Annotated in this window: 22 protein-coding genes; 16 read left to right on the top strand and 6 right to left on the bottom strand. The window is 64.5% G+C overall.

Annotation, left to right across the window (positions count from 1 at the left end):
- Positions 1-75: 75 nt before the first annotated feature.
- The 6 genes from EN990_RS01455 to EN990_RS01480 all read left to right on the top strand — a co-directional run bounded on the left by EN990_RS01455 (position 76) and on the right by EN990_RS01480 (position 6,881).
- Positions 76-1,680 (top strand): GMC family oxidoreductase N-terminal domain-containing protein, encoded by a 1,605-nt coding sequence (locus tag EN990_RS01455; protein WP_013530447.1) that lies wholly within the window; start codon positions 76-78, stop codon positions 1,678-1,680.
- Positions 1,681-1,833: 153 nt separating this feature from the next.
- Entirely contained in the window at positions 1,834-3,108 is a 1,275-nt protein-coding gene (locus tag EN990_RS01460) for an NAD(P)/FAD-dependent oxidoreductase (protein ID WP_127384588.1), read from the top strand.
- 56 nt (positions 3,109-3,164) lie between these two features.
- The gene (locus EN990_RS01465) at positions 3,165-3,581 is read left to right on the top strand and encodes a RidA family protein (protein ID WP_013530449.1); all 417 of its coding nucleotides are present in this window, start codon (positions 3,165-3,167) and stop codon (positions 3,579-3,581) included.
- Positions 3,582-3,586: 5 nt separating this feature from the next.
- Positions 3,587-4,261, top strand: coding sequence for a DUF1028 domain-containing protein (locus EN990_RS01470; RefSeq protein ID WP_013530450.1), 675 nt, complete (start codon positions 3,587-3,589; stop codon positions 4,259-4,261).
- Between the two features lie 21 nt (positions 4,262-4,282).
- Positions 4,283-5,773 carry an aldehyde dehydrogenase gene (locus EN990_RS01475; RefSeq protein WP_127384587.1) on the top strand — a complete coding sequence of 497 codons (1,491 nt, stop codon included), beginning with the start codon at positions 4,283-4,285 and terminating at the stop codon, positions 5,771-5,773.
- Positions 5,774-5,924: 151 nt separating this feature from the next.
- Positions 5,925-6,881, top strand: coding sequence for a LysR family transcriptional regulator (locus EN990_RS01480; RefSeq protein WP_063168703.1), 957 nt, complete (start codon positions 5,925-5,927; stop codon positions 6,879-6,881).
- Between the two features lie 7 nt (positions 6,882-6,888).
- Here EN990_RS01480 and argE read toward each other — a convergent pair whose 3' ends face one another.
- A complete protein-coding gene (gene argE / locus EN990_RS01485) occupies positions 6,889-8,049 on the bottom strand; it encodes an acetylornithine deacetylase (RefSeq protein ID WP_127369730.1) in 1,161 nt (386 codons plus the stop codon).
- A gap of 276 nt (positions 8,050-8,325) precedes the next feature.
- Here argE and EN990_RS01490 point away from each other — a divergent pair, with 276 nt between their 5' ends.
- From EN990_RS01490 to EN990_RS01535, 10 genes are all read left to right on the top strand, one after another.
- Positions 8,326-10,395, top strand: a complete 2,070-nt coding sequence (locus tag EN990_RS01490; RefSeq protein ID WP_127369731.1) for an NAD(P)-binding protein — start codon at positions 8,326-8,328, stop codon at positions 10,393-10,395.
- Positions 10,396-10,478: 83 nt separating this feature from the next.
- Entirely contained in the window at positions 10,479-11,081 is a 603-nt protein-coding gene (locus EN990_RS01495; protein ID WP_127369732.1) for an ANTAR domain-containing response regulator, read from the top strand.
- Positions 11,082-11,083: 2 nt separating this feature from the next.
- Positions 11,084-12,316 (top strand): CmpA/NrtA family ABC transporter substrate-binding protein, encoded by a 1,233-nt coding sequence (locus tag EN990_RS01500; RefSeq protein WP_164753461.1) that lies wholly within the window; start codon positions 11,084-11,086, stop codon positions 12,314-12,316.
- Positions 12,317-12,678: 362 nt separating this feature from the next.
- Positions 12,679-13,995, top strand: a complete 1,317-nt coding sequence (locus EN990_RS01505; protein WP_127384586.1) for a CmpA/NrtA family ABC transporter substrate-binding protein — start codon at positions 12,679-12,681, stop codon at positions 13,993-13,995.
- Positions 13,996-14,063: 68 nt separating this feature from the next.
- Positions 14,064-14,954, top strand: a complete 891-nt coding sequence (gene ntrB, locus EN990_RS01510) for a nitrate ABC transporter permease (RefSeq protein WP_013530458.1) — start codon at positions 14,064-14,066, stop codon at positions 14,952-14,954.
- Positions 14,955-14,965: 11 nt separating this feature from the next.
- Positions 14,966-15,763 carry an ABC transporter ATP-binding protein gene (locus EN990_RS01515; protein ID WP_013530459.1) on the top strand — a complete coding sequence of 266 codons (798 nt, stop codon included), beginning with the start codon at positions 14,966-14,968 and terminating at the stop codon, positions 15,761-15,763.
- Between the two features lie 4 nt (positions 15,764-15,767).
- Positions 15,768-18,218 carry a nitrite reductase large subunit NirB gene (gene nirB, locus EN990_RS01520; RefSeq protein ID WP_127384585.1) on the top strand — a complete coding sequence of 817 codons (2,451 nt, stop codon included), beginning with the start codon at positions 15,768-15,770 and terminating at the stop codon, positions 18,216-18,218.
- A gap of 5 nt (positions 18,219-18,223) precedes the next feature.
- Complete coding sequence (gene nirD / locus EN990_RS01525) at positions 18,224-18,553, top strand: nitrite reductase small subunit NirD (RefSeq protein ID WP_024503964.1); 330 nt, start codon at positions 18,224-18,226, stop codon at positions 18,551-18,553.
- Positions 18,554-18,557: 4 nt separating this feature from the next.
- Positions 18,558-21,419: a nitrate reductase gene (locus EN990_RS01530; protein ID WP_127384584.1), complete on the top strand. Its 2,862-nt coding sequence runs from the start codon at positions 18,558-18,560 to the stop codon at positions 21,417-21,419.
- 99 nt (positions 21,420-21,518) lie between these two features.
- Positions 21,519-21,785: a BrnA antitoxin family protein gene (locus EN990_RS01535; protein ID WP_013530463.1), complete on the top strand. Its 267-nt coding sequence runs from the start codon at positions 21,519-21,521 to the stop codon at positions 21,783-21,785.
- Between the two features lie 17 nt (positions 21,786-21,802).
- On the opposite strand, the gene EN990_RS01540 is transcribed toward EN990_RS01535, so the two are convergent.
- Genes EN990_RS01540 through EN990_RS01560 form a run of 5 tightly spaced genes read right to left on the bottom strand, consistent with a single transcriptional unit; the run spans position 21,803 to position 26,384 of the window.
- Complete coding sequence (locus EN990_RS01540; RefSeq protein ID WP_013530464.1) at positions 21,803-22,159, bottom strand: cupin domain-containing protein; 357 nt, start codon at positions 22,157-22,159, stop codon at positions 21,803-21,805.
- A 9-nt stretch (positions 22,160-22,168) separates the two neighbouring features.
- Complete coding sequence (locus EN990_RS01545; RefSeq protein ID WP_013530465.1) at positions 22,169-23,551, bottom strand: FAD-binding oxidoreductase; 1,383 nt, start codon at positions 23,549-23,551, stop codon at positions 22,169-22,171.
- 28 nt (positions 23,552-23,579) lie between these two features.
- Positions 23,580-24,689: an ABC transporter ATP-binding protein gene (locus EN990_RS01550; protein ID WP_127369073.1), complete on the bottom strand. Its 1,110-nt coding sequence runs from the start codon at positions 24,687-24,689 to the stop codon at positions 23,580-23,582.
- A gap of 1 nt (position 24,690) precedes the next feature.
- Positions 24,691-25,479: an ABC transporter permease gene (locus EN990_RS01555; RefSeq protein WP_027160917.1), complete on the bottom strand. Its 789-nt coding sequence runs from the start codon at positions 25,477-25,479 to the stop codon at positions 24,691-24,693.
- Entirely contained in the window at positions 25,476-26,384 is a 909-nt protein-coding gene (locus tag EN990_RS01560) for an ABC transporter permease (protein WP_027160916.1), read from the bottom strand. The genes EN990_RS01555 and EN990_RS01560 overlap by 4 nt, the downstream gene beginning before the upstream one ends.
- Positions 26,385-26,404 lie beyond the last annotated feature (20 nt).

Here is a 26,404-nt window from a genome sequence, read left to right on the forward strand (position 1 = left end):
CCTCGGTTTTGGGCAGACGACATGCATGAAACAGACATCGGCAGTCTTCGGTGTGGATGACGAAACGGGCAAGGCATGAGCATCGAGGCGGCGGAATTTGACTATATCGTCATTGGCGCGGGTTCGGCCGGCTGTGTCTTGGCAAACAGGCTGAGCGCAGACCCGGCAGTTCGTGTCTGCCTGATCGAGGCGGGCGGCAGCGACGACCGCACCAGGGTGCGCGTGCCGGCCGGCATTCTCTCGCTCTACGGCAATCCGAACTTCGACTACGGCTACAAGGGCGTGCCGCAGCCGCTGCTCAACAACCGCCGCATACCGGTCAACCGGGGCAAGGTTCTTGGCGGGTCGAGTTCGATCAACTCGATGGTCTATATTCGTGGCGCCGCGCAAGACTACGATGAATGGGCAGCGCTTGGCTGCGCCGGGTGGTCCTATGCCGATGTCCTGCCGGTCTTCAAGAAATTGGAGCGGAACTGCCTGTTGCAGAGCCCCGCCTATCACGGATTCGACGGCGAATTGCTGGTCGACAATCCGCGCGATCCCAACGTGGTATCCAGCCTGTGGGTTGAGGCGGGCAGAGGCGTAGGCCTGCCCGAGAACCGCGACTTCAATGCCGGTGGCCAACTCGGCCTCGGCATCTACAACGTGACCCAGAACAGAGGCGAGCGCTTCTCGGCCTACAGCGCCTTTGTCCGGCCGGTTCTCGGCCGCTCGAATCTGCGGATATTGTCAGGCGTCGAGGTTCTTGATCTGGCGATTGAACGCGAGCGCGTCACCGGCGTCAACGTGATCAGGGAAGGCGCAACCCAACGGTTGGGGTGCCGAGCGGAGGTCGTCCTCAGCGCGGGTGCGATCGGATCGCCGCGCATTCTGCTTGCTTCCGGCGTCGGCCCGGCCGGGGAGCTGAAAGCAGCGGGGATTGAACCGGTCGCGAACCTGCCAGGCGTCGGTAAGAACTTGCGCGACCATGTCGATGGCATGATCACGGTGCGATCGAACAGCCGCAAGACGCTCGGCCTTTCACTTGCCAATCTTCCGGCGATGCTGGCGGCGCCGTTCCAGTATTTCGCCCGGCGCAAAGGCATGCTGACGACCAACTATGTCGAAGCCGGCGGCTTTGCCAGGACGAAGTATGCCGGGAGCATACCCGACATTCAGTTCCACTTCGTGCCGGGCTATCGCAGCCATCGCGGTCGGCTCGTCGAATATGGCCACGGCTATGCCGTGCACACCTGTGTGTTGAGACCGGGGAGCGTCGGCGAAATCACGCTTCAACGCGACGGCACCCGCCGCAATATGCTCATAGACCATCGCTTCTTCAGTGACGAACAGGATGCCCTGACCCTCGTCGAGGGCATAAAGGTCGCGCGTTCGATCCTGGCTTCGCCGGTTTTTGGCGGCATCCGCGGACCGGAAATCCTGCCTGGGCCCGACGTGAACACCGATGACGAGATTCTCGCCTATCTGCGTGCCGAGGCTCTTACCGTCTATCATCCGGTTGGCACGGCCAGGATGGGCAACGACGCCATGGCGGTGGTTGATCCCGCCGGTCTCAAGGTGCGCGGTTTCGACAATCTGCGCGTCGCTGATGCCTCCGTCATGCCGACATTGATCGGGGGCAACACCAATGCGCCATCCATGATGATTGGCGAAAAGGCGGCTATGGCAATACTGGCGTAGCCGTCTGCGCGCGGCCAATTCAGCATTTAGGAACAAGCTAACCACTGCCACATGAAATCGTAATTTTCGCTGCCCGGTCCCTCCAGTAAACCAACGATCAGACCTCCGCCGCATGCGCAGAAACTCTCGGGGAGAGCCAGAAAGGGCCGCTGAATGCCAGTCGAAACAGTAGACACGCTTGTTGTTGGCGGCGGCCAGGCGGGGCTGGCGATGAGCGAGCATCTGAGCAAGTGCGGCGTGCCCCATCTCGTGCTGGAGCGGGACCGCATCGCCGAACGCTGGCGTAGCGAGAGATGGGACTCGCTGGTTGCCAATGGTCCCGCCTGGCATGACCGTTTTCCCGGCATGGAATTTCCCAATGCCGGTCCGGATGCCTTTATCGGCAAGGAGAAGGTCGCCGACTATTTTGTCGCTTACGCCGACATGATCGCTGCCCCCATCCGTTGCGGCGTGGAGGTCAGGAAAGTGGAAAGGCTTGTCGGCCGTCCCGGCTTCCGGATCGAAACCTCGGATGGCGTGATCGAAGCCAGGAGCGTGGTTGCCGCCACCGGCGCTTTCCAGCATCCGGTCATCCCGGCCGTCGTTCCCGGGGACGCCGGACCTATGCAGATACATTCCAGCGCCTATCGCAATCCCGGCCAACTGCCCGCAGGCGCGGTGCTGGTGGTCGGCTCCGGGTCTTCGGGGGTGCAGATCGCCGACGAACTCCAGCGTGCGGGACGGCGGGTTTATCTCTCGGTCGGGCCGCACGATCGGCCGCCGCGGGCCTATCGCGAACGTGACTTCTGCTGGTGGCTGGGGGTTTTGGGCAAGTGGGACGCGCAGGCGCCTGCGCCCGGCACCGAACATGTCACCATCGCGGTCAGCGGCGCGCGTGGCGGCCAGACGATCGACTTCCGGCGCCTTGCCGCGCAAGGGATGACGCTGGTTGGCCGGACCGAATCCTACAGGCACGGTGTGATGACTTTCGCACCCGATCTGGCCAAGAATATCGCGCGCGGCGATGCGAATTACATGTCGGTTCTGGACGAGGCAGATGCCTATGTCGCCCGCAACGGCCTCGACCTTCCCCCGGAGCCCGAGGCCCGCAAGATCGGCCCGGACCCGCGATGCATGACCGATCCCATTCTCGAGCTGAACCTGTCGGAAGCCGAGATAGGTTCGATCATCTGGGCGACGGGATTCACCGTCGACTACAACTGGCTGAAGGTCGATGTGTTCGACGAAAGGGGCAAGCCGAAGCACCAGCGCGGTGTGTCGACCGAGCCCGGCATCTATTTCCTCGGACTGCCTTGGCAATCGCGCAGAGGGTCGAGCTTCATCTGGGGCGTCTGGCACGACGCGCAGCATGTGGCCGACCATATTTCCACGCAGCGCAAATACCTGGCCTACCATGCGTCCGCGAAGCGCGAGACCAAGGTGGCATAGACACGGCACCTCAAACGGGATGCCCCGACCTCGAGCCTGATCCGACGGAGACCAAGATGGCGCATACAAGAATTCGAAAGTTCAACACCAAGGACACTTATCCCGAGCAGAAGCTCGACAATGATCTGTGCCAGGCGGTCGTTACGCGGGGCGGCAGGACCGTCTATCTGCGCGGCCAGTGTCCGCAGGACCTCGACACGGCCAAGAACATCGACAGCCATGATCCGGTCGAGCAGACGCACAAGGTCATGCAGAACATCCGCCAGCTGATCGAGGAGTGCGGCGGCACCATGGAGCACCTGGTCAAGGTGGTGGTCTACATCACCGATGTGCGCCATCGTGAGGCGGTCTACCGTACCATGGGCGAGTATATCAGAGGCGTGCATCCCGTCTCGACCGGCCTTGTCGTGCAGGCCCTGGCGCGGCCGGACTGGCTGGTCGAGATCGACGGCACCGCCGTCATTCCGGACTGATTGCGATGACCTTTTCCATTGTCGCGCGGTGCGGCCGCACCGGCATGTTCGGGGTCGCGGTGTCCTCCTCGTCGCCTGCTGTTGCGGCGCGCTGCGCCTATGCGCAGGCGGGCGCCGGGGCCATTGCCAGCCAGAACGTCACCGATCCTACGCTTGGACTGCGCGGTCTCGAATTGCTGGCGCGCGGCGCGTCCGCGGCGGAGGCGATTGCCATATTGAAGCGCACCGGTGCCTATCCCGAATACCGGCAGGTGCTGGCTGTCGACGCCGCTGGAGCGACCGCGATCCATTCGGGTCCCAAAGCTCTTGGCATCTGGGCGGAGGCGCGAGCTGACAATGTCGCTTGCGGCGGCAACATGCTGGCCCATGATGGCGTGCCGCAAGCGATGGTCGAGGCTTTCCTGGCGTCGGAGGGGCATCTCGGCGACCGCCTCATCGCGACTATGCGCGCGGCGCTGACAGCCGGCGGCGAGGCTGGCCCTGTCCATTCCGCCGGCATGAAGCTGGTGCGTGAGGTGGCGTGGCCGGTCGCCGACCTGCGCTGCGACTGGACCGACGATTGTCCTATCGAGCAACTGGCGGCGCTGTGGCAACTCTACAAGCCACAGCTCGATGCCTATGTGACCCGCGCGATCAACCCATCCGATGCGCCGAGCTACGGCGTGCCGGGCGACGAATAGTCAAGACAGGGGTCACCTGCGATGAGTGAACTCAGCCACAAGGACTGGATCGGCAAGGCGTCCGCGATCCGTTTTCGTGACAAGGCGTTCATCGACGGCAAGACGGTCGCGGCGCGTTCGGGCCGGACCTTTGCCAGCGTCAATCCGGCAACGGGCGAGGTGCTGGCCGAAGTGGCGTCCTGCGGCGAGGAAGACATCGATCTGGCGGTTGCCGCCGCTAGGCGCAGCTTCAACGCCGGCGTCTGGTCGCGCACCAGCCCGGCGCACCGCAACGAGGTGTTGCTGCGGCTGGCGCAGCTGCTGCGCGACAACCTGCATGAACTGGCCCTGCTTGAATCGCTGGACATGGGCAAACTGGTCAGGGATGCGGCCTCGGTCGACGTCCCCGGTTCGGCGGCGATCTTCCAATGGTATGGCGAGGCCATCGACAAGATCTATGGCGAGGTGGCGCCGACCGGCGAAGGCGATCTGGTGCTGGTGCGGCGCGAGCCGCTTGGCGTGGTCGGCGCGGTGGTGCCGTGGAACTTCCCGCTCGACATGGCGACCTGGAAGTGCGCGCCGGCGCTGGCGGCGGGCAATTCGGTGGTGCTGAAACCCGCCGAGCAGTCGCCTCTGTCGGCCCTGCTCCTGGCGGAGCTGGCGATGGAGGCGGGCCTGCCTGCCGGCGTGCTCAATGTCGTGCCCGGCCTTGGCGAAACCGCCGGCCAGGCGCTTGGCCGCCATATGGATGTGGATTGCCTCGCCTTCACCGGTTCGACCGCGGTGGGCAAGATGTTCCTGCAATATTCCGGGCAGTCGAACATGAAGCAGGTCTGGCTGGAGACCGGCGGCAAGAGCCCCAACCTCGTCTTTGCCGACTGCGGGGATCTCGATGTGGTGGCCGATATGGCGGCCTTCGGCATCTTCTTCAACCAGGGCGAGGTCTGTTCCGCCAATTCACGCCTGCTCGTCCAGCGCGGCATCAAGGATGCCCTGGTGGAGAAACTGGTGCAGCGTGCGGCGGCCACGCAGCCCGGCGATCCGCTCGATCCGATTTCGAAAATGGGCGCGATGGTCGATAGTCGCCACGCCGCCAATGTCATGCGCTTCGTCGAGGCCGGTAAAAAGACCGCGCGCCTGGTCGCGGGCGGCGACATGGTCACGGTCAATGGGCGCGGCAGCTTTGTCCAGCCCACCATTTTCGACGATGTCACGCCTGCCGATCCGATTGCCCGCGACGAGATCTTCGGGCCGGTGCTTTCGGTCATTGCCTTCGATGACGAGGCCGACGCGATCCGCATCGCTAATGACAGCCCCTACGGGCTCGCCGCATCGCTGTGGACCGACAGCCTGTCGCGCGCGCACCGCATCGCCGGGCGGCTGCAGGCCGGCACAGTTTCCGTCAACAAGGTCGACGCTCTGAGCCCGATGACGCCGTTCGGTGGTTTCAAGCAATCCGGCTTCGGCCGCGACCTGTCGCTGCATGCGCTCGACAAGTACACCGCGCTCAAAACGACATGGATCAAATACTGATGGGCGCCTAAAGCGCATCGCGATCGAACGGATTCAAGCGATGCGCTTTAGGCCTTTGCTCCATGCATGTCGTTTGCGCAAAACCGGGGCCACTTTTGCGCGACATGCATTAGGCTTGATCGAAGCCCTCAAACCGGCAACATAGCCAGCCATGCCGCTACGCTTCACGCTCAGACAGCTGGAATATTTCGTTGCCGTGGGCGAAGCCGGCTCCATCGCCAAGGCGGCCGAGCAGGTCAATGTGTCGCCGCCATCGATTTCGGCCTCGATCGCGCAGTTGGAAACCGAGTTCGGCGTCCAGCTTTTTGTCCGCAAGCATTCGCACGGCCTCTCGCTCACCGCCGGTGGCCGCATCTTCCTCAAGGAAGCCGCCCGGCTGCTCAACGATGCCGATGCCTTGCATGACGTCGCCGGCGATTTTGCCGAGAAGGTGCGCGGCCCGCTGGCGGTGGGATGCCTGCTGACCTTTGCGCAGATCGTGCTGCCGGCGCTGCGCATGCGGTTCGAGCGCGCTTATCCCGATGTGCGCGTGCGCCAGTTCGAGCGCAATCAGGGGCAATTGCTTGAGATGCTGCAGCGCGGTGAAATCGACCTCGCCCTGACCTACGATCTCGAACTGTCGCAGGACATGACCTTCGAGCCGCTGATGTTGGTGCCGGCCTATGTCATGCTGCCGGCGGGCCATCGTTTCGCGGCCAAGGCGTCGATCACGACGGAGGAACTGGCCGACGAGCCGATGGTGCTGCTCGACCTGCCGTACAGCCGCGAATATTTCCTGTCGGCATTCCACCAGCGAGGGATCCGGCCCAATATTGCCGAGCGCACCGGCGACATTGCGGTCATGCGCTCCATGGTGGCCAACGGCTTCGGCTACGGCATCGCCAACATGCGGCCGCTCAACACGCTGGCGCCGGACGGCAAGCCGCTCGTCTTCGTGCCGTTGGACGGTGACCTCCGGCCGCTGACCATGGGCGTCGCCTTGCCCAATTCCGAACATCGTACGCAATCCGCCCAGGCGTTCATCGACCACTGCCGGCATTTTGTCGTCGAGCAAGGTGTGTTCGGCGCCGAGCGGGCCGTCGGCCAGGCAGCGCTTCCGCAGAAGTAGCGCCCGCTTACGCCAGTTGCTGGTCGGCAAGCCGCTTCAGCAATTTTTCCAGCATGTCGTCGCAGCGGCGCATCTGCTCGACGCTGACGAATTCGTCCGGCTTGTGCCCTTGCGCCATCGACCCCGGTCCGCACACGACCGTCGGCGTGCCGAGATCGCGGCTGAACAGGCCGCCTTCCGTGCCGAAGGCCATCTTGATGGTATTGTTGGCGCCGGTCAGCGATTTGACGAAGGCGACGGCTTGCGAACTGGCTGGCGTGTCCAGGCCGGGATAGGTGTTGGTGATGTCGATGTCGATTGCTGCCTCGGGCGCGATAGTCGAGGCTTCGGAAGCAATATGAGCAGCCTCCTTGCGCAGGCGGTCGAGAATCTCGTGCGGGTCGTCGGCTGCGACATTGCGGATTTCGAAGTCGACCTGGCAAAGGTTCGGCACGATGTTCAGCGCCACGCCGGCGTTGATCTTGCCGACATGGACGGTCGTGTATGATATGTCGTAGTCGCCGTCGCGGGCGCCATCGCGCATCAGCCGGTCCTGTTCGCGGCGCAAGGCGGCGACGAAGTCGCAGCCGAGATGGATGGCGTTGAGCGCCAGCGGGGCCAGCGCCGAATGGCCTTCGCGCCCCTTGCAAAGCGCGCGTGCGGCAAGCTTGCCCTTGTGCCCCGTCGCCACCTGCATATCGGTCGGCTCGCCGACAATGCATAGCAGCGGCCGATGCGGGGCCGCTTGCAGCATGTCGATTAGGCTGCGCACACCGATGCAGCCGATCTCCTCGTCGTAGGAGAGTGCCAGGTGCAGAGGCGTCTTCAGCGTCATTTTCGCGGCCTTGAGGCACGCGGCGAGCGCGCAGGCCACAAAACCCTTCATGTCGGCCGCGCCGCGTCCGTAAAGCTTGCCGTCACGGTTCGTCATCTCGAAGGGCGGCAGCGTCCAGGCCTGGCCGTCGACGGGAACGACGTCGGTGTGACCGGACAGCATGATGCCGGAAGCATCAGTCGGTCCGATGGTGGCAAAGAGGTTGGCCTTGTGGCCGTCCTCGCTGTGGATGATCTGGCTGGCAGTGCCGTGCGCGTCTAGCAGGTCCGCCACGTAGTTGACGAGGGCGAGGTTCGAGTCGCGGCTCACCGTCGGGAATGCGAGCAGCTTTTCAAGGATCTGGGTGCTGTCCATGCGTCTTGTGCCTCATTGGCCGTCGGTACTTCTAGCATCGCGTGGCCGGGGCCTTGAAGTCGCATTTGGCTCAGTCGGGATTCAGCGGATGCTAATCCGGATGTGTGCGATTAGGCGCGGCCTAACCGGCACAGAAGAAATCTGTTGTTTTCCGGCGCTTGCCGCAACTTATGAATGGTCTCACGGCATCAACCCACTGGGCCGGCCGGCTTGCGTCACGCCTCGAAACCATGATCGGGCGTGCTGCAGGGCGACGCTGGCAGGAAGGCACGTTCCATGCGCGATCCGCGCTATGATATTTTGTTCGAGCCCGTGAAGATCGGTCCGGTGACCGCCAAGAACCGCTTCTATCAGGTGCCGCATTGCAATGGCGGCGGCTATCGCGACCCTTCGGCCGCGGCCGAGATGCGCCGCATCAAGTCGGAAGGCGGCTGGGGCGTCATCTTCACCGAGCAAACCGAGATGCACCACACATCCGAGATCACGCCCTTCATCGAGCTCAGGCTGTGGGACGATGCCGATATTCCGGCGCTGGCGAAGATGGCCAAGGCAATGCACCAGCATGGCGCGCTGGCCGGCATCCAACTGGCCTACTCAGGCATCAACGGGCCGAACCTCTACACCAAGGAAGTGCCGCGCGGGCCGTCGGCCCTGCCGATCCGCACCTTCACCAACGATCCGGTGCAGGCGCGCGCCATGGACAAGCAGGATATTCGCGACCTGCGCCGCTGGCATCGCAATGCCTTCAAACGGGCGAGGCTCGCGGGCTTCGATTTGGTGTGCCTCTACGGCGCGCATGGCTTCGGCATCATCCAGCACTTCCTGTCCACGGCCACCAACCAGCGCAGCGACGAATATGGCGGCTCGCTGGAGAACCGCTCGCGGCTGATGCGTGAGCTGATCGAAGAGGGCAGGGACGCTATCGGCGACACGTGCGGCCTGACGCTGCGGCTGTCGCTGGACGAGATGATCGGTGAGCTCGGCTTTGCCAATTCCGAAGTGCGCGACATGATCGAGATGCATGCCGATCTGCCCGACCTCTGGGACCTGGCGCATGGCGCTTGGGAGGACTGCTCCGGGCCGTCGCGGTTCAAGGAGGAGGGCGCGCAGGAGAGCCTGGTGTCCGGCATCAAGAAACTGACCTCGAAGCCGGTCGTCGGCGTCGGTCGCTTCACCTCGCCGGATGTGATGGTGAAGATGATCAAGTCCGGCACGCTGGATTTCATCGGCTGCGCGCGCCCATCGATTGCCGATCCCTTCCTGCCGAAGAAGGTGGAGGAGGGGCGCATCGAGGACATTCGCGAATGCATCGGCTGCAACATCTGCATCACCGGCGACATGACCATGTCGATCTCGCGCTGCACGCAGAACCCAACCTTCATGGAGGAATGGCGCAAGGGCTGGCATCCCGAACGCATGCAGGCCAAGGGCGATAGCGACAGCGTGCTGATCGTCGGCGCCGGCCCGGCCGGGCTGGAGGCGGCGCGTGCGCTCGGCCTGCGCGGCTATCAGGTGGCCATCGCCGAAGCCGGCACCGAACTCGGCGGCCGCGTGGCGCGCGAGTGCCGCTTGCCTGGTCTCTCGGCATGGGGACGCGTGCGCGACTACCGCCAGTACCAGATCAGCCAGATGTCCAATGTCGACGTCTATTTCGAAAGCCGATTGTCGGCGCAGGAGATACTGGACTTCGGCTTTCAGAACATTGCGCTTGCCACCGGCTCGACATGGCGCCGAGACGGCGTGGCGCGCGCGCATGTCGTGTCGATGCCGATCGACCCGGCCATGCCGGTCTACACGCCGGACGATCTGATGGCCGGCACTGTGCCGACCGGCAGTGTCGTGCTGTTCGACGACGACCACTACTACATGGGTGGCGTTCTGGCCGAGCTGATGGCGCGCCAGGGCGCGAAGGTGACGCTGGTGACGCCGTCGGCCTATGTATCCGACTGGACCCGCAACACGCTGGAGCAGGGCGCCATCCATCGCCGGCTGGCCGAACGCGGCGTCGAGATCGTGCTGAACCGGACTGTGACGCGCATCGTGCCGGGCGGTGTTATCACAGTCTGCGCCTATACAGGCGCCCGGAGCGACATCATTGCCGACGCGGTGGTGCTGGTGACATCGCGCCAGCAGGACGATGGTGTCTGGCAAGGCCTGAAGGCGCGGCGGGACGAATGGGCCGACAGCGGAATCCGCTCGATCAAAATCATCGGCGATGCCGAGGCGCCGGGTCCGATCGCCTGGGCAACCTATGCCGGCCACCGCTTCGCGCGCGAGCTGGATGAAGCCGATATCGGCGACGCACTGCCCTTCCGCCGCGAGGTCACGGCGTTGGCCGCGGAATAGGGCGCCTGCGGTGCGGTCAGCGAATATCGGATTGTTCAACCATACCGCATTGCACAATTCCTTCGCTTGGTCACAATGCAGGCATGGTTCGAACCGCACTCGCCGTCCTGGTGATCGATGAAAACCGCATCCGCGCCGCGATCATCGAGGCGGGGTTGCGCGAGGCCGGCCATGAGCGGGTCACTGTCATCCATGATGTGACCGGCATTGCGCGGCGGATCGCCGAGATCGAGCCCGATGTCATCGTCATCGATCTCGAAAACCCGAATCGCGACATGCTGGAAAACATGTTCCAGCTGTCGCGTGCCGTAAAACGGCCGATCGCCATGTTCGTCGACCGCTCCGACCAGGCCTCGATCGAGGCGGCGGTCGATGCCGGCGTTTCGGCCTATGTCGTCGACGGTCTGCGGCAAGAGCGCGTCAAGCCGATCCTCGACATGGCGGTCAGCCGCTTCAACGCTTTTTCGCGCATGGCGCGCGAACTGGAAGAGGTTCGCGGCGAGCTCGAGAGCCGCAAGGTGATCGACCGCGCCAAGCGCATCCTGATGAAATCGCGCGGCCTCTCCGAAGAGGCCGCCTACACGCTGCTGCGCAAGACGGCGATGAACCAGAACCGCAAGATCGGCGACATCGCCCAAAGCCTGGTGACTGCCGCGGGGCTGCTGGGACCGGCGGAGGACGAATGAGCATGACTGCCGAGCACCAGATCACCGCCGGCTTCATGCCGCTTTTCGACAGCGCCGTGCTGGTCGCGGCGGGCGAACTTGGCTTCGCCGCGCAAGAAGGCATCGATCTGAAGCTGCACCGCGAGACATCCTGGGCCAACATCCGCGACCGCATCGCCATCGGCCACTTCCATCTCGCGCATATGCTGGGACCAATGCCGCTCGCCTGCAATCTCGGGCTGACGCCGCTGGCCTCGGAAACCATCGTGCCGTTCTCGCTCGGCCTCGGCGGCAATTGCGTCACCATCTCCAATGCCGTTTGGGCCGGTATGGCGGCACACGGCGCCGAGGCCGACCTAGACCCGGCGCGCGCCGGTGCCGCACTTGGCGCGCTCATTCGCGAGCGCGCTGCGGCCGGTGGCGATCCGCTGCGCTTTGCCGTGGTGCATCCGCATTCCGGGCACAATTACGAATTGCGCTACTGGCTCGCCGCCTGCGGCATCGATCCGCGCCAAGAGATTGAGATCGTCATCGTGCCGCCGCCCTTCATGGCCGATGCGCTGGCCGCCGGCCGCATCGACGGCTACTGCGTCGGCGAACCCTGGAACAGCGCTGCGGTGGCCGCCGGCACCGGCCACATCGTCACCGTCAAGGCGCGGATATGGCGCAACAGCCCGGAGAAGGTGATCGGCGTGCGCAAGGCTTGGGCAGACGAAAACCCCGAGGCCTTGGCGGCGCTGCTGCGCGCGCTGCATCACTCGGCGCGCTGGTGCCAGGATCCGGCCAACCATGGCGAACTGGCCGGGGTAATGGCGCAGGCCGGCTTCCTCGGCCTGCCGCCGACCGTGCAGATGCCGATCCTGACCGGCCATCTCCAACTGGGCGGCGGTGCGGAGCGGACCATCGACGACTTCTTCCTCCCCTTCGATAAGGCGGCGAACTTTCCGTGGAAGAGCCATGCGCTGTGGTTCTACACGCAGATGGTGCGCTGGGGGCACGTGGCGCACACGCCTGAAAATCTCGCCATCGCCCGCGATTGCTACCGTCCCGACCTCTACCGTTCGGCGCTGAAGCCGCTCGGCGTCGCGCTTCCCGGCGCCAATTCGAAAGTCGAGGGTGCGCTCCAAATTGCCACCGCGGTCGGCGCGACAGGCGCCGGCCTTGTGCTCGGTCCGGACGGTTTCTTCGACGGTCAGATCTTCGATCCTGACGAGATCGATGCGTACATTACCGGCCAGAAATTTGCCGAGATTTAGGCCTGATCATTTCCGCGCCATCCTTGTGCATTGCACAAAAATTGTGCGCGCGATTGCCCTAATGAACAATCTTTGGCCTTCCGGCCATAGGGTTCAGTGCGCCGGCGATCAGCGCAGGCTGCTGATTTCATTGGCCTTTTTCACCTCTCTCAAAACTGGCACGGTTCCTGCTTTGAAATAGACAGGCCCTTTGCGGGTCACGGAACAGGCGTCCAATGGCGGGCGCCACAGGCAAAGCTGCCGCTCAGGTTCATGCGCGCTCCCGGTCACCCGGACGCGAAGACCTGGCTGGCGGCTTTTTTGTTTTGATCAACACGCAATCGACGACGCGGATCTCAAGCCGCGCCCAACCGGAGACGACGATGACGAAACGGATCAGGACTGGAACGACCCTCAAAGACATGACGCGCCGCGATTTTCTGGTCAGCAGCGCGATGACGGCCGGCCTGTTCGTGGCGGCCCGCAAGCTCTTCCCTTCCGGCGCCTATGCCGCGACCGCCACTCCGGAGGTCACCGGCGCCAAGCTGGGCTTCATTGCGCTCACCGATGCGGCCCCGCTGATGATCGCCAAGGAGAAGGGGCTGTTCGCCAAGTTCGGCATGCCTGACGTCGAGGTGCTCAAGCAGGCCTCCTGGGGTGCGACACGCGACAATCTGATGCTCGGCGGCGCGGCCAACGGCATCGACGGCGCCCATATCCTGACGCCGCTGCCTTACCTCATGCACACCGGCAAGGTGACGCAGAACAACCAGCCGATGCCGATGGCGATCGTGGCGCGGCTCAACTACGACTGCCAGGGCATTTCGGTCGCCCAGGAATATGCCGGCACCGGTGTCGGCCTCGACGCCTCGAAGCTGAAAGACGCCTTCGCCGCCAAGAAGGCGACCGGCAAGGAAATCAAAGCCGCCATGACCTTCCCGGGCGGAACCCATGATCTCTGGCTGCGCTATTGGCTGGCCGCCGGCGGCATCGATCCCGACAAGGACGTCTCGACCATCGTCGTACCGCCGCCGCAGATGGTGGCCAACATGAAGGTCGGCAATATGGACGTGTTCTGCGTCGGCGAGCCGTGGAACGAGCAACTCGTCCACCAGGGCGTCGGCTTCACCGCCGCCACGACAGGCGAATTGTGGAAGGGCCATCCCGAAAAGGCGCTCGGCCTGCGCGCCGAATTCATCGAGAAATATCCGAACGCCACCAAGGCGATCTTGATGGCCGTCATGGAAGCCCAGCAATGGTGCGAGGCCACCGAGAACAAGGACGAGATGGCCGCCATCATCGGCAAGCGGCAATGGATGAACGTGCCCGTCGCCGACATCATCGGCCGCCTCAAGGGCGACATCAACTATGGCAATGGCCGCGTCGCCAACGGCACCGATCTCTCCATGAAGTTCTGGAAGGGCGGCGTCTCTTATCCGTTCAAGAGCCATGATGCGTGGTTCCTTGCCGAGAACATCCGCTGGGGCAAGTTCGCGCCGACCACCGACATCAAGGCGCTGGTCGACCAGGTCAACCGCGAGGATCTGTGGCGCGAGGCGGCCAAGGATCTCGGCGTCGCGGCAGCCGACGTTCCGGCGTCGTCGTCGCGCGGCGTCGAGACCTTCTTCGACGGCAAGATTTTCGATCCGGCCAACCCGTCCGCCTATCTCGACAGCCTGAAGATCAAGGCATCGGCGTAGCCTGATCGCAAGCGGCGCGCATGCGCCGCTTGCGATCACTACCTGCCCCCAAGGAGTTTTCCCCAGACATGTCGATCCAGACTATCGAGGACACCAAGGTGAAGGCCTTTCCCGCCAAGCCGGCGGAGGTCATCGCCTTCACTGCCAAGGCACGGCGCCGCTTCGAGCCGCTCGCCATCGCCGGCAAACTGGCGAGTGCGCTGGTGCCGCCCATCATCGTCATCGCGCTGATGCTGGTCGTCTGGCAGATCGCCTGTTCGTCGCCGACATCGAGCCTGCCGCCGCCGACCCAGGTGTGGAACGAGGCTTACGACCTGATAGCGCATCCGTTCTTCGACAATGGCCCGCAGGATATAGGTCTGGCCTGGCGCGTGCTGATCTCGCTGCAGCGCGTCGCCGTCGGCTTCGGCCTGGCGGCGGTCGTCGGCGTCGCGCTCGGTGCGCTGGTCGGCCAGTCGATCTGGGCGATGCGCGGCCTCGACCCGGTGTTCCAGATCCTGCGCACGGTGCCGCCGCTGGCTTGGCTGCCGCTGTCGCTGGCGGCGTTCCGTGATTCCAGCCCGTCGGCGATCTTCGTCATCTTCATCACCTCGATCTGGCCAATCATCATCAACACCGCGGTCGGCGTGCGCAACATTCCCGAGGACTACCGCAACGTCTCGCGCATCCTGCGGCTCAACCAGTTCGAATTCTTCGTCAAGATCATGGTGCCGGCCGCCGCGCCTTACATCTTCACCGGCTTGAGGATCGGCATCGGCCTATCCTGGCTCGCCATCGTCGCCGCTGAAATGCTGACTGGCGGCGTCGGCATCGGCTTCTTCATCTGGGATGCGTGGAACTCGTCGCGGCTGCCCGACATCATCGTCGCGCTCGCCTATATCGGCGTCACCGGCTTCTGCCTCGACCGGCTGGTCGCGGCGGTCGGCGCCTTCGTCACCCGCGGCACAACAGCAAAGTGAGGAGAGGGGCGATGACGGCCTATCTGAAGCTCGACCATATCGACAAATCCTTCACGCGTGGTGCCCAGGTCAGCGAGGTGTTGAAGGACATCAGGCTGACCATCGACAAGGGCGAATTCGTCTCCATCATCGGCCATTCCGGCTGCGGCAAGTCGACCCTGCTCAATCTGATCGCCGGGCTGACCAAGGTGTCGGCCGGCGCCGTGCTGCTCGAGGACAAGGAGGTCGACAGCCCTGGACCGGAACGCGCCGTGGTGTTCCAGAACCACTCGCTGCTGCCGTGGCTGACCGTCTACGAAAACATCAACCTGGCGGTGTCGAAGGTCTTCGGACGTTCGAAGAGCAAAGTCGAGCGGCATGACTGGATCATGCGCAATCTCGACCTCGTGCAGATGGCGCATGCCAAGGACAAACGCCCGGCGGAAATCTCCGGGGGCATGAAGCAGCGCGTCGGTATCGCCCGGGCGCTGGCGATGGAGCCGAAGATCCTGCTGCTCGACGAGCCGTTCGGCGCGCTCGATGCGCTGACGCGGGCCCATCTGCAGGACGCGGTGATGGACATCCATTCCAGGCTCGGCTCGACGACGATCATGATCACCCATGACGTCGACGAGGCGGTGCTGCTCTCCGACCGCATCGTCATGATGACCAACGGTCCGGCGGCGACCATCGGCGAAGTGCTTGCCGTGCCGCTGGCGCGGCCGCGCCGGCGCGTCGAACTCTCTTCCGACCGGACCTTCCTGCGCTGCCGCGAGGCGGTTCTGAAGTTCCTCTACGAACGCCACCGCTTCGTCGAAGCCGCGGAGTAGCACCATGAGCGAAAGACTTGTCATCATCGGCAATGGCATGGCCCCCGGGCGCATGCTGGAGCACCTGCTGGAACAGGCTCCGGGCCGCTACACCGTCACCATCTTCAACGCCGAGCCGCGCGTCAATTACGACCGCATCATGCTGTCGCCGGTGCTGTCGGGCGAGAAGGCCTATGAGGAGATCATCATCCATGGCGACGGCTGGTACATCGCCAACAACATCACCCTCTACAAGGGCCATAAGATCGTTGCCATCGACCGGACGGCGAAGACCGTCACCTCGGATCACGGCGTCACCGAGCCCTACGACAAGCTCGTCATCGCCACCGGCTCGGTACCGTTCATCATTCCGGTGCCGGGCCATGACCTGCCGGGCGTGCTGACCTATCGCGATCTCGACGACGTGCAGGCGATGATGCTCGCTGCCCAGTCGCGGGCCAAGGCGGTGGTCATCGGCGGCGGCCTGCTGGGTCTGGAGGCGGCGGCGGGCCTCAACGCGCAAGGCATGGACGTCACCGTGCTGCATGTCATGCCGACTTTGATGGAGCGCCAGCTCGATCCGGCCGCCGGCTATCTCTTGCAGCGCGCGGTGGAGCAGCGCGGCATCAAGGTCATCACCAAGGCCAACACCCAGGCGATCACAGGCAACGGCAAGGTCGGGCAGGTGGAACTTGCTGACGGCACCATTATCCCAGCAACGCTTGTGGTGATGGCCGTCGGCATCCGGCCGAATTCGGCGCTGGCCAAACAGGCCGGCATCGCCGTTAACAGGGGCATCGTCGTCGATGCCGGCATGCGCAGCAACGATCCCGACATCTACGCGCTCGGCGAATGTGCCGAGGTCAACGGCCAGGTCTATGGCCTCGTCGCGCCGCTCTACGAGATGGCGCGCGTTGCAGCCAGCCAGCTTGCCGGCGACGAAGCGGCGGCCTTCGTCCATATGGACACGCCGACCAAGCTCAAGGTCACCGGAATCGAACTGTTCTCGCTCGGAGACTTCGCCGATGGTGACGACCGCCAGGAGATCGTGCTGCGCGATGCTTCGGCCGGCGTCTACAAGCGGCTGGTGCTGAAGGACGACCGCATCATCGGCACCGTGCTCTATGGCGAGACGGCCGACGGCGCCTGGTTCAACGACCTGAAGAAGAAGCAGACCGACATATCGGAGATGCGCGATACGCTTATCTTCGGCCAGTCCTACCAGGGGGGTGCCCCGCTGGACCCTATGGCGGCCGTTGCAGCCTTGCCGGATGATGCGGAGATCTGCGGCTGCAACGGCGTTTGCAAGGGAAAGATCACCGGCGCGATCACGGCCAAGGGCCTGACCTCGCTCGACGACGTGCGCGCCCATACCAAGGCCTCGGCCTCCTGCGGCTCCTGTACCGGGCTGGTCGAGAAGCTGATGGTGCTGACCATCGGCGACAAATACAATCCAGCGGCGGTGCAGCCGATGTGCGGCTGCACGACGCTCGGCCATGACGAGGTCCGCCGGCTGATCATCGCCAAGCGCCTGAAGACCATTCCCGCCGTCATGCAGGAACTGGAATGGACGACCTCCTGCGGCTGCGCCAAATGCCGGCCGGCGCTCAATTACTATCTCGTCTGCGACTGGCCGGACGACTACGCCGACGACTACCAGTCGCGCTTCATCAACGAGCGCGTCCACGCCAACATCCAGAAGGATGGCACCTATTCGGTGGTGCCGCGCATGTGGGGCGGGGTGACCAATGCCGCTGAACTGCGCGCCATCGCCGACGTTGTCGACAAGTTTGAAATCCCGATGGTCAAGGTCACCGGCGGCCAGCGCATCGACATGCTCGGCATCCGCAAGGAAGACCTGCCGGCGGTGTGGGCCGATCTCGGCCAGGCCGGCTTCGTCTCCGGCCACGCCTATGCCAAGGGGTTGCGCACGGTGAAGACCTGCGTCGGCTCGGACTGGTGCCGCTTCGGCACGCAGGATTCGACGGGCCTCGGCATCCGCATCGAAAAATTCATGTGGGGCTCGTGGACGCCGGCCAAGGTCAAGATGGCGGTGTCGGGCTGTCCGCGCAACTGCGCCGAGGCGACCTGCAAGGATGTCGGCGTCATCTGCGTCGACTCCGGTTACGAGATCCATTTTGCCGGTGCGGCCGGCCTCGACATCAAGGGCACCGAAGTACTCGGGCTTGTGAAGACTGAGGACGAGGCGCTGGAGCATATCGTGGCGCTGACGCAGATGTACCGCGAGCAGGGCCGCTACCTCGAGCGCATCTACAAATGGGCCAAGCGCATCGGCATCCCCGAGATCAAGCGCCAGATCATGGACGATGGCGACAAGCGCAAGGCCTATTACGAGCGCTTCGTCTTCAGCCAGAAATTCGCCCAGGTCGACCCGTGGTCGGAACGCGTTTCCGGCAAGGACAAGCACGAATTCCGGCCAATGGCTTCGGTCGGTTTTGCGCAGGCGGCGGAGTGAGCGTCATGAACTGGATATCGATAGGCTCTCTCTCCGACATCCCTCGCCGCGGCGCGCGCTGCGTCGCCACGCCGGAAGGAAAAATCGCGGTCTTCCGCACCCAGGACGATCAGGTCTACGCTATCGACGATCATTGCCCGCACAGAGGCGGACCGCTCAGCCAGGGCATCGTGCACGGCACGGCGGTGACCTGTCCCTTGCACAATTGGGTGATTTCGCTGGAAACGGGCAAGGCGCTCGGCGCCGACGAGGGCGCGGTGCGCACCATTCCGGTGCGGATCGAAGGCGAGCATCTGTTCATTGCGCTGGAAGCGCTGGCCAGCCGCGCGGCTTGACCCCATGGAGATCGATGAAGCGCGCGAGGTGAGGACCACCTGCCCCTATTGCGGGGTGGGCTGCGGCGTGCTGGCGAAGGTCGCCGCGGACGGGCAAGTGTCCGTGCGCGGCGACCCCGACCACCCGGCCAATTTCGGCCGGCTCTGCTCCAAGGGCTCGGCACTGGCCGAGACCATCGATCTCGACGGCAGGCTGCTTCATCCGGAGATCCACGGCCGCCGCGCCGGCTGGGACGAGGCGCTCGACCTCGTCGCCTCGACCTTCTCGCAAACCATTGCCGAGCACGGGCCCGATGCGGTCGCCTTCTATGTCTCCGGCCAGTTGCTGACCGAGGACTACTACGTCGCCAACAAGCTGATGAAGGGCTTTGTCGGCTCCGCCAACATCGACACCAATTCGCGCCTGTGCATGGCCTCTTCGGTCGCCGGCCACCGCCGCGCTTTCGGCTCCGACACCGTGCCCGGAACCTATGATGATCTGGAGCTTGCCGACCTGATCGTGCTGGTCGGCTCCAATCTCGCCTGGTGCCATCCGGTGCTCTACCAGCGCATCGCGGCTGCCCGGGAAAAGCGGCCGGAGATGAAGATCGTGCTGGTCGACCCGCGTCGCACCATGACCGCTGACATTGCCGATATGCATCTGGCGATCGCGCCGGATGGCGACATCGCTTTGTTCACTGGCCTGCTCGCCTATCTCGGCCAGCACAATGCGCTCGACCGCACCTATATCACGACGCACACGACGGGCTTCGGGCAAGCGCTTTTCGCCGCCTCCGCGCTGGACCTGGCTGGCGTCGCTGCTGCCACGGGCCTGAGCGAGGACGAGCTTGACCGGTTCTACAGCCTGTTCGCGGCGACCTCCAAGACCGTGACCGTCTACAGCCAAGGGGTGAACCAGTCGTCTTCGGGCACCGACAAGGTCAATGCCATCATCAACTGCCATTTGGCCACCGGCCGCATCGGCAAGCCAGGGGCAGGGCCGTTTTCGGTGACCGGCCAGCCCAACGCCATGGGCGGGCGCGAGGTCGGCGGCATGGCCAACATGCTGGCCGCCCATATGGAGATCGAAAACCCCGATCATCGCGACCGCGTGCAGCGCTTCTGGAACGCGCCGGCCGTTGCCGGAAAGCCCGGCCTGAAGGCAGTCGAGATGTTCAAGGCGGTTGCCGACGGGCACATCAAAGCGCTGTGGATCATGGCCACCAACCCGGTCGATTCGATGCCGGACGCCGATGCCGTCGAAGCGGCGATCAAGGCGTGCCCGTTCGTGGTGGTGTCGGACGTGCTGGCCCGGACCGATACCGTCCGCCACGCCCATGTCCGGCTGCCCGCCGCCGCCTGGGGCGAGAAGGATGGCACCGTCACCAATTCCGAACGCCGTGTGTCGCGCCAGCGCGCGTTTTTGCGCGTGCCCGGAGATGCGCTGCCTGACTGGCGGATTATTGCCGAGGTGGGCAAACGGATGGGGTTTGGTGAGGCGTTTTCCTACGCGTCGCCGGCGGAGGTGTTTGCCGAGCATGCCGCGCTGTCGGGGTTCGAGAATGATGGTGCGCGGGATTTCGACATCGGGGCTTATGCCGGGGTTGATGGGGAGGGATATGAGGCGCTTGAGCCGTTCCAATGGCCAGCGCCGAGCCAAGGCGCCCCCCTCTGGCCTGCCGGCCATCTCCCCCTCAAGGGGGGAGATCGGCTGTCATGGCCGTCTTCGCCAATTCACAACGTCGCAAAGCGAAAGCGGTCGGCGAAGCTGCCAATCTCCCCCCTTGAGGGGGAGATGGCCGGCAGGCCAGAGGGGGGCGCTCAAGCTGGAGGTTGGCCAGAAGGGGTCGGCACGACTGGGCTCCAGGCTCGCTTCTTCGCCAACGGCAACTTCTTCACACCCGACCGCAAGGCGCGCTTCATCGCCATCCGTCCCACCACGGAAATCCGCACCAGCCCCGATTATCCGCTGATCCTCAACACCGGCCGGATCCGCGACCATTGGCACACCATGACGCGGACGGGGAAAAGCCCGCGTTTGTCGCAGCATATCGCCGAGCCCTTCGTCGAGATCCACCCGGCGGATGCGCAGCGCTTCGGCATCGGTGACGCCGACATAGCGCGCGTTTCCAGCCCGCGCGGTGATGTGCTGGTGCGCGCGCTGGTGACGGCGCGCCAGCGCCAGGGCAGCCTGTTTGCGCCGATGCACTGGACCGATCAGTTCTCGGCAAAGGGCCGGCTCGACACGCTGACCGCGCCGCTGACCGATCCCATTTCCGGTCAGCCGGCGCTGAAACATGTCGCCGTCCGCATCGAGAAATTCGCGGCAAAGGCCTTTGGCTTTGCGGTGGCTCGGCAGCGGCCGGAGCCTAATACTGCGCCCTACTGGGCCGTGGCCAAGTGCAAGGGCGGCTGGCGGGTCGAGCTTGCCTTTGCCGATGACGACATCGACTGGGCGGGCTTTGCCGGGTCGCTGTTCGGTACGTCATTGGGTGCCGAAATATCAGCTTATCACGACCGCGACGCCGGCCAGCACCGCATCGCCGCCTTCGACGACGACCAACTGTCAGGCGCCTTGTTCGTCGCGCCCGGCCCGGTCGCCGTGTCGCGCGGCTGGGCGGCGGAACAGTTGAGTGCCGATCATGTTGATCGGCGCAGCAGGCTGGCGATCGTGGCCGGGCGGCCGGGCGGGATCGACGTCGATCGCGGCGCCATCGTCTGCTCCTGCTTCGGCGTTGGCGCCAACCAGATCGCGGAAGCGGTACGCCGCGGCTGCGGCAGCGTTGCGGCAATCGGCGCGGCCCTGAATGCCGGCACGAATTGCGGCTCCTGCCGCGCCGAGATCAGGGTCATCATCGACGCACAGAGCCTCCAAGCAGCCGAGTGATCGTCCTGACCAAAGGGGCCTGCGCGACGGTGCTGGTTGGGCTATGGTGGCTCAGGCGTGCTACGTCGCGCACGAATCATCCTCAGTCAGGGTCATCCAATGGCAAATCCTCCGCGCCGACCGACAAATCCGATGGCGGCCGCCGAGGCGGCTTTCAAGCCGATGAAGAGGCCGGCTGCCCCGGTCCGAGAGCCCACGGCCGCTCCAGGCGTCAGAGAGCTTGTTTCGATCCGAATCGACCGCGCCGTGCTGGACCATTTCCAGGAGGATGGACCCGGCTGGCAGGACCGCATCAACGACGCCTTGCGGCGTGTGATAGAAGGCAAGCCGATCGTTACCGGGGGTGATCGTTCAGACGACGAGTAGCGGCTGTTCCAGCCGGCTCACGCTTCGAAGTGCAGGATATAGAGCTTGCGCGTTTTCTCGTGGATCGTCCATTCGCCTTTCCAGCCTTTCGGCAGCACCAGCATTTCGCCCGGACCGACGTCCTCGCTGCGGCCATCGGGACCATGCAGCGAGACCCGGCCTGACACGATGTGGCAGGTTTCGGAATTGGTCTCGCGCGAGGCCGTGAAGCGGCCCGGCGTGCACTCCCAGACGCCGACTTCCAGTGCGCCATCCGGCGAGGTCCACAGCGTCGTCGAGGCTTCGAACTGATCGCCGCTGATCGAGGTCGGCTTGGGCTCAGGCTCGCCGAGGTCGATGGAGGCGAGGTGGGCGAAGGTCTGGAAGTCGGTCATGGCAGTCTCTCAATGTCCTGTGATGCGGTCGGCGATTGCGGCCAGTTTCGACGTGTGCTGGAGGCCGGCTTCCTCGCGCTCGTCGGCGACGCGATAGAGCTGATACATCGAGTGGACGCCGAGCCAGCGCATCGGCTCTGGCTCCCATTTGCTGACCTTTCGGTTGACCCAGGGCAGGCGGGTCAGTTCGGTGTCGCGGCGCAGGATAAGGTCGCGCAGCGTGCGGCCCGAAAGGTTGGAACTCGAGACGCCGAGCCCGACATAGCCGCCGGCCCAGCCGATGCCGGTCTGCGGATCGAGCCCTGCCGTCGTGCACCAGTCGCGCGGCACGCCCAGAACGCCGCACCAGGCGTGGTCGATGCGAAGCCTGGCTGTCTGCGGCAGCAGCCGGGTGAGGATGGCGTGCAGGCTTTCGATCGTCGCCTGCTGCGTCTGGCCGCGTACATCCGTTTGCGAGCCGTAACGATAGGGTACGCCGCGTCCGCCCATGGTGATGCGGCCTTCCCTGGTGCGCTGCGCATAGCAATAAGCGTGCGCGGAGTCGCCCAGAAGCTCATGGCCCTCCCAGCCGATCTCGTCCCACAGTAATTGCGGCAGCGGCTCGGTGATGATCTGCGCGCTGTTGAGCGGCAGCCAGAGCCGTTCATTGCCTGGTATGCCGGCCGTGAACCCTTCCGTGGCACGGATGATGATCGGCGCGCGCACGGTGCCGCGGTTCGTCGTGACCTTGCCCTTCTCGATGCCGGTCACGGTGGTCTGCTCGTAGATCGGCACACCGAGCCGCTCGACGGCTTCGGACAGGCCGCGCACCAGCTTGGCCGGCTGCACACGCGCGGTGCCGTGGTGGATATAACCGCCAAGCACATTCCTGATGTTGATGCGGGCCTTGGCCTCTGCCTGGCCGATCAGGCTGACACGCTCGCTCGGCACGCTCCAGCCGATCGCATCGGCATAGGCGGCGTTGATCCGTTCGAGCTGCGGCGGGTTCGTCGCCACCGTTAGATTGTCGACGCGGCGGATGTCGGCATCGATGCCTTCGGCTTCGGTCACCTTGATCACTTCGTCGACCGTGCCATGCATGGCCGTTTCCATGTCGATGACAGCGCCGCGCGTCGAGGTCTGCAGATATTTCTCGCGCGACCAGCTGAAGCCGCCGGACAACCAGCCGCCATTGCGGCCCGACGCGCCGAAGCCGGCGAACTCCCGCTCGACGATGGCGATGCGGATCGATGGATCGGCCTTCTTCAGGTAATAAGCCGTCCACAGGCCGGTGTAGCCGGCGCCGACGATGCAGACATCGGCTTCGAGATCGCCCGGAAGCGGCGCGCGATAGGCCGGCAGGCCGATGTCGGCATACCAGAACGAGACGTTGCCGTTGACTTTGGCGTCCATGTCTAAAAATCCTGCGGGGAAAGAGCGATCAGGTCATCGTCATGTCGGCGCGATCGTCGTCGGCAAGAAGTTTTGCATCGACGACCGACCAGCGCAGATCGACCGTGTCACCAATCGAGAACGGTGTGGCTTCCAGCGACGAGCGTACGATGGCGACCGAGCCGTCGCGCAACGTCACCTGGTATTTCGAGCCGGAGCCCAGATAGATCGCCTCGCTGACTTGACCGGTGAGGCTGTTCTGCCCGGCGGCGGGAGGCGTGTTGGTGCCGGCAAGCAAAAGCTTCTCCGGCCGCAGCAGGACCACCGGTTTGCGGCCGCTGGCGAGCTTGCCGTTGGCCACGATCTTCTGGCCGGCGATCGTCAGGCTGGTCTCGCTTCCGGACGTCTGGGCGGTGCCACGCAAACTGGTCGATTCGCCGATGAACTTGGCCACGAACAGGGTCGTTGGCTCGTCGTAGAGCTGGCGGCCGGTTCCGACCTGTTCGATGCGGCCCTGATTGAAGACGGCGATGCGGTCGGACAGGACCAGCGCCTCTTCCTGGTCGTGCGTCACATAGACGAAGGTGGTGCCGAGTTCGCGGTGGATGCGCTTGATCTCCAGCTGCAGCCATTCGCGCAGTTTCTTGTCGAGCGCGCCGAGCGGTTCGTCCATCAACAGCAGCGGCGGATCGAAGACGATGGCGCGCGCCAGCGCCACGCGCTGCTGCTGGCCGCCGGAAAGTTCGGAGGGATAGCGATGCGCGAAGTCGGCCATCTTGACCATGTCCAGCGCGCGCACGACGAGACGGTCGCGCGCCTGCTTGTCCATGCCGCGCAAGGTGAGGGGATAGGCGACGTTCTTGCCGACCGTCATATGCGGAAACAGCGCGTAGTGCTGGAAGACAACGCCGATGTTGCGCTTGTGGGCCGGCAGGGCGACGATGCTTTTGCCGCCAACGGCGAGGTCGCCGGAGGTGAGGTCGGTGAAGCCCGCGACGACGTTGAGCGTCGTGGTCTTGCCCGAGCCGCTGGGGCCGAGCAGCGTCATGAACTCGCCCGGCTCGATATGCAGGCTGACATCGTCGAGTGCGGTGAAATTGCCGTAGCGCTTGGTTGCGCACTTGATGTCGATGGCCGCGCCGCGTTTCCTCGCAGTCATCTCAACTCCTCGTCGATTTCGAGCTGATGATCAGCCCGGCGCTGATGATCAGCGTCGTGGCAATGAAGATGATGGTTCCGACGGCCGTCACCGTCGGATCGGCGTCGCGGGTGATGCTGGTGAAGATCTGCACCGGCAAGGTCTTCAGGTAGGGACTGGTGATGAACAGCGCGACGATGATCTCATCGAAGGAGGTGACGAAGGCAAACAAAAGCCCGGACAGGATGCCGGGCGCGATCAGCGGCAAGGTCACGGTGCGGAATGTGGTGAAGCGGTTGGCGCCGAGACTTGCCGCCGCCGTCTCCAGCCGCGCGTCGAAGACTTCGAGGCTTGCCGACACGGCGATGATGACGAAGGGGATCGCCAGCATCGTATGTGCGATGACGAAGCCGGTGGTGGTGCCGACGAGCTGGTAGTCGAGATAGACGGCGTAGATGCCGATGGCCAGCACCACGCCGGGCACGATCATCGGCGTGATCAGGATGGCGCGCAGCAGGCCGGCGCCGGAATGTTTCATGCGGCTGAGGCCGAGCGACGCCAGCGTGCCGATCAGCGTGGCGGCGACGGCGACGAGGCCCGCGACCCTCAGCGAATTGAAGAAGCTCGACAGCCAATCGGGGTTGGTGAAGAAATTCTCGTACCATTGCCAGGAGAAGCCGGACGGCGGGAAAGCGAGCGACTTCTTCTCGTTGAATGACATCGGGATGATGACCAGCGTCGGCATCACCAGCCAGACGGCGACCAGCAGGCAGAACAGACCGAGCAGAAGGCGGGATGGTGCCAGTCTCATGATCTGGACGCCTGCTTGTGGCGCTGGCGCATCAGCGGGGCGGCGAGCGCTAGAAGCACGAAGGTCGCGACCAGCAGCACGACGCCCATGGCGCCGCCGCGGCCCCAGTTGAGCAGGCTGAGCACCTGGCTCTGCACCAGCGTCGACAGCATGGTGCTGCGCGGGCCGCCGAGCAGGGCAGGCGTGATGTAGAAGCCGAGCGACAGGATGAAGACGATGATGGCGCCGGCGAAAACGCCGGGCAGCGACAGCGGCAGATAGATTTGCAGGAAGGCGCGTGCCGGGCGCGCACCAAGGCTGCGCGCCGCCTGCACGAGGCGCAGATCGATGCCGCGCATGACCGAATAGAGCGGCAGGATCATGAACGGCAGCAGCACCTGCGCCATGCCGATGACGACGCCGGTCTGCGTGCGGATCAGCTTCACGCCGTCAAAGCCGAGCAGCCTGATGACCGAATTGATGATGCCGGAATCCTGCAGCAGGATGACCCAGGCCAGGGTGCGCACCACGCCGCTGACCCAGAACGGCACCAAAACGCACAGGATGAGGACCAGCCGCAGGCGCGGTCCGACCGCCGTCATGAGATAGGCATAGGGGTAGGCGGCGATGACGCAAACGATGGTGACCCAGGCTGCGATGGAAAAGGTGCGCCACAGGACGGTGACATTCACCGGGGTGGAAAAGAACCAGACATAGTTCTGCAAGCCCCAAGATGGGTCCGAGAAGCTGCGCAGCGTGACGGTCAGCAAGGGATAGCCCATCGCGGCGATGAGCAAAGCCAAGGCGGGCATCGCCAGCAGCGAAGGATAGGCAGCAAGGCGCGGGCGCCGCTGCGGCGCCCGCACGGCACCTGGCGGCCGAGGATGATCACCCCCGGCCGTCGGCGTATGCGATGTCTGGCTCACGCCGTCACCTCAGCGGTAGC

It is taken from the genome of Mesorhizobium sp. M7A.F.Ca.US.005.03.1.1, assembly GCF_003997975.1.
GTDB classification, from domain to species: Bacteria; Pseudomonadota; Alphaproteobacteria; order Rhizobiales; family Rhizobiaceae; genus Mesorhizobium; species Mesorhizobium ciceri.

What these genes read in the sequence shown, in the direction of transcription:
- EN990_RS01495 (WP_127369732.1), top strand. Translation starts at nt 10,479, where the DNA reads ATGGTTCGAACCGCACTCGCCGTCCTGGTGATCGATGAAAACCGCATC.
- EN990_RS01545 (WP_013530465.1), bottom strand. Translation starts at nt 23,551, where the DNA reads ATGGACGCCAAAGTCAACGGCAACGTCTCGTTCTGGTATGCCGACATC.
- EN990_RS01535 (WP_013530463.1), top strand. Translation starts at nt 21,519, where the DNA reads ATGGCAAATCCTCCGCGCCGACCGACAAATCCGATGGCGGCCGCCGAG.
- EN990_RS01515 (WP_013530459.1), top strand. Translation starts at nt 14,966, where the DNA reads ATGACGGCCTATCTGAAGCTCGACCATATCGACAAATCCTTCACGCGT.
- EN990_RS01460 (WP_127384588.1), top strand. Translation starts at nt 1,834, where the DNA reads ATGCCAGTCGAAACAGTAGACACGCTTGTTGTTGGCGGCGGCCAGGCG.
- EN990_RS01540 (WP_013530464.1), bottom strand. Translation starts at nt 22,159, where the DNA reads ATGACCGACTTCCAGACCTTCGCCCACCTCGCCTCCATCGACCTCGGC.
- EN990_RS01480 (WP_063168703.1), top strand. Translation starts at nt 5,925, where the DNA reads ATGCCGCTACGCTTCACGCTCAGACAGCTGGAATATTTCGTTGCCGTG.
- ntrB (WP_013530458.1), top strand. Translation starts at nt 14,064, where the DNA reads ATGTCGATCCAGACTATCGAGGACACCAAGGTGAAGGCCTTTCCCGCC.
- EN990_RS01490 (WP_127369731.1), top strand. Translation starts at nt 8,326, where the DNA reads ATGCGCGATCCGCGCTATGATATTTTGTTCGAGCCCGTGAAGATCGGT.
- EN990_RS01550 (WP_127369073.1), bottom strand. Translation starts at nt 24,689, where the DNA reads ATGACTGCGAGGAAACGCGGCGCGGCCATCGACATCAAGTGCGCAACC.
- nirD (WP_024503964.1), top strand. Translation starts at nt 18,224, where the DNA reads ATGAACTGGATATCGATAGGCTCTCTCTCCGACATCCCTCGCCGCGGC.
- EN990_RS01465 (WP_013530449.1), top strand. Translation starts at nt 3,165, where the DNA reads ATGGCGCATACAAGAATTCGAAAGTTCAACACCAAGGACACTTATCCC.
- EN990_RS01530 (WP_127384584.1), top strand. Translation starts at nt 18,558, where the DNA reads ATGGAGATCGATGAAGCGCGCGAGGTGAGGACCACCTGCCCCTATTGC.
- EN990_RS01505 (WP_127384586.1), top strand. Translation starts at nt 12,679, where the DNA reads ATGACGAAACGGATCAGGACTGGAACGACCCTCAAAGACATGACGCGC.
- EN990_RS01555 (WP_027160917.1), bottom strand. Translation starts at nt 25,479, where the DNA reads ATGAGACTGGCACCATCCCGCCTTCTGCTCGGTCTGTTCTGCCTGCTG.
- EN990_RS01455 (WP_013530447.1), top strand. Translation starts at nt 76, where the DNA reads ATGAGCATCGAGGCGGCGGAATTTGACTATATCGTCATTGGCGCGGGT.
- EN990_RS01475 (WP_127384587.1), top strand. Translation starts at nt 4,283, where the DNA reads ATGAGTGAACTCAGCCACAAGGACTGGATCGGCAAGGCGTCCGCGATC.
- argE (WP_127369730.1), bottom strand. Translation starts at nt 8,049, where the DNA reads ATGGACAGCACCCAGATCCTTGAAAAGCTGCTCGCATTCCCGACGGTG.
- nirB (WP_127384585.1), top strand. Translation starts at nt 15,768, where the DNA reads ATGAGCGAAAGACTTGTCATCATCGGCAATGGCATGGCCCCCGGGCGC.
- EN990_RS01500 (WP_164753461.1), top strand. Translation starts at nt 11,084, where the DNA reads ATGACTGCCGAGCACCAGATCACCGCCGGCTTCATGCCGCTTTTCGAC.
- EN990_RS01470 (WP_013530450.1), top strand. Translation starts at nt 3,587, where the DNA reads ATGACCTTTTCCATTGTCGCGCGGTGCGGCCGCACCGGCATGTTCGGG.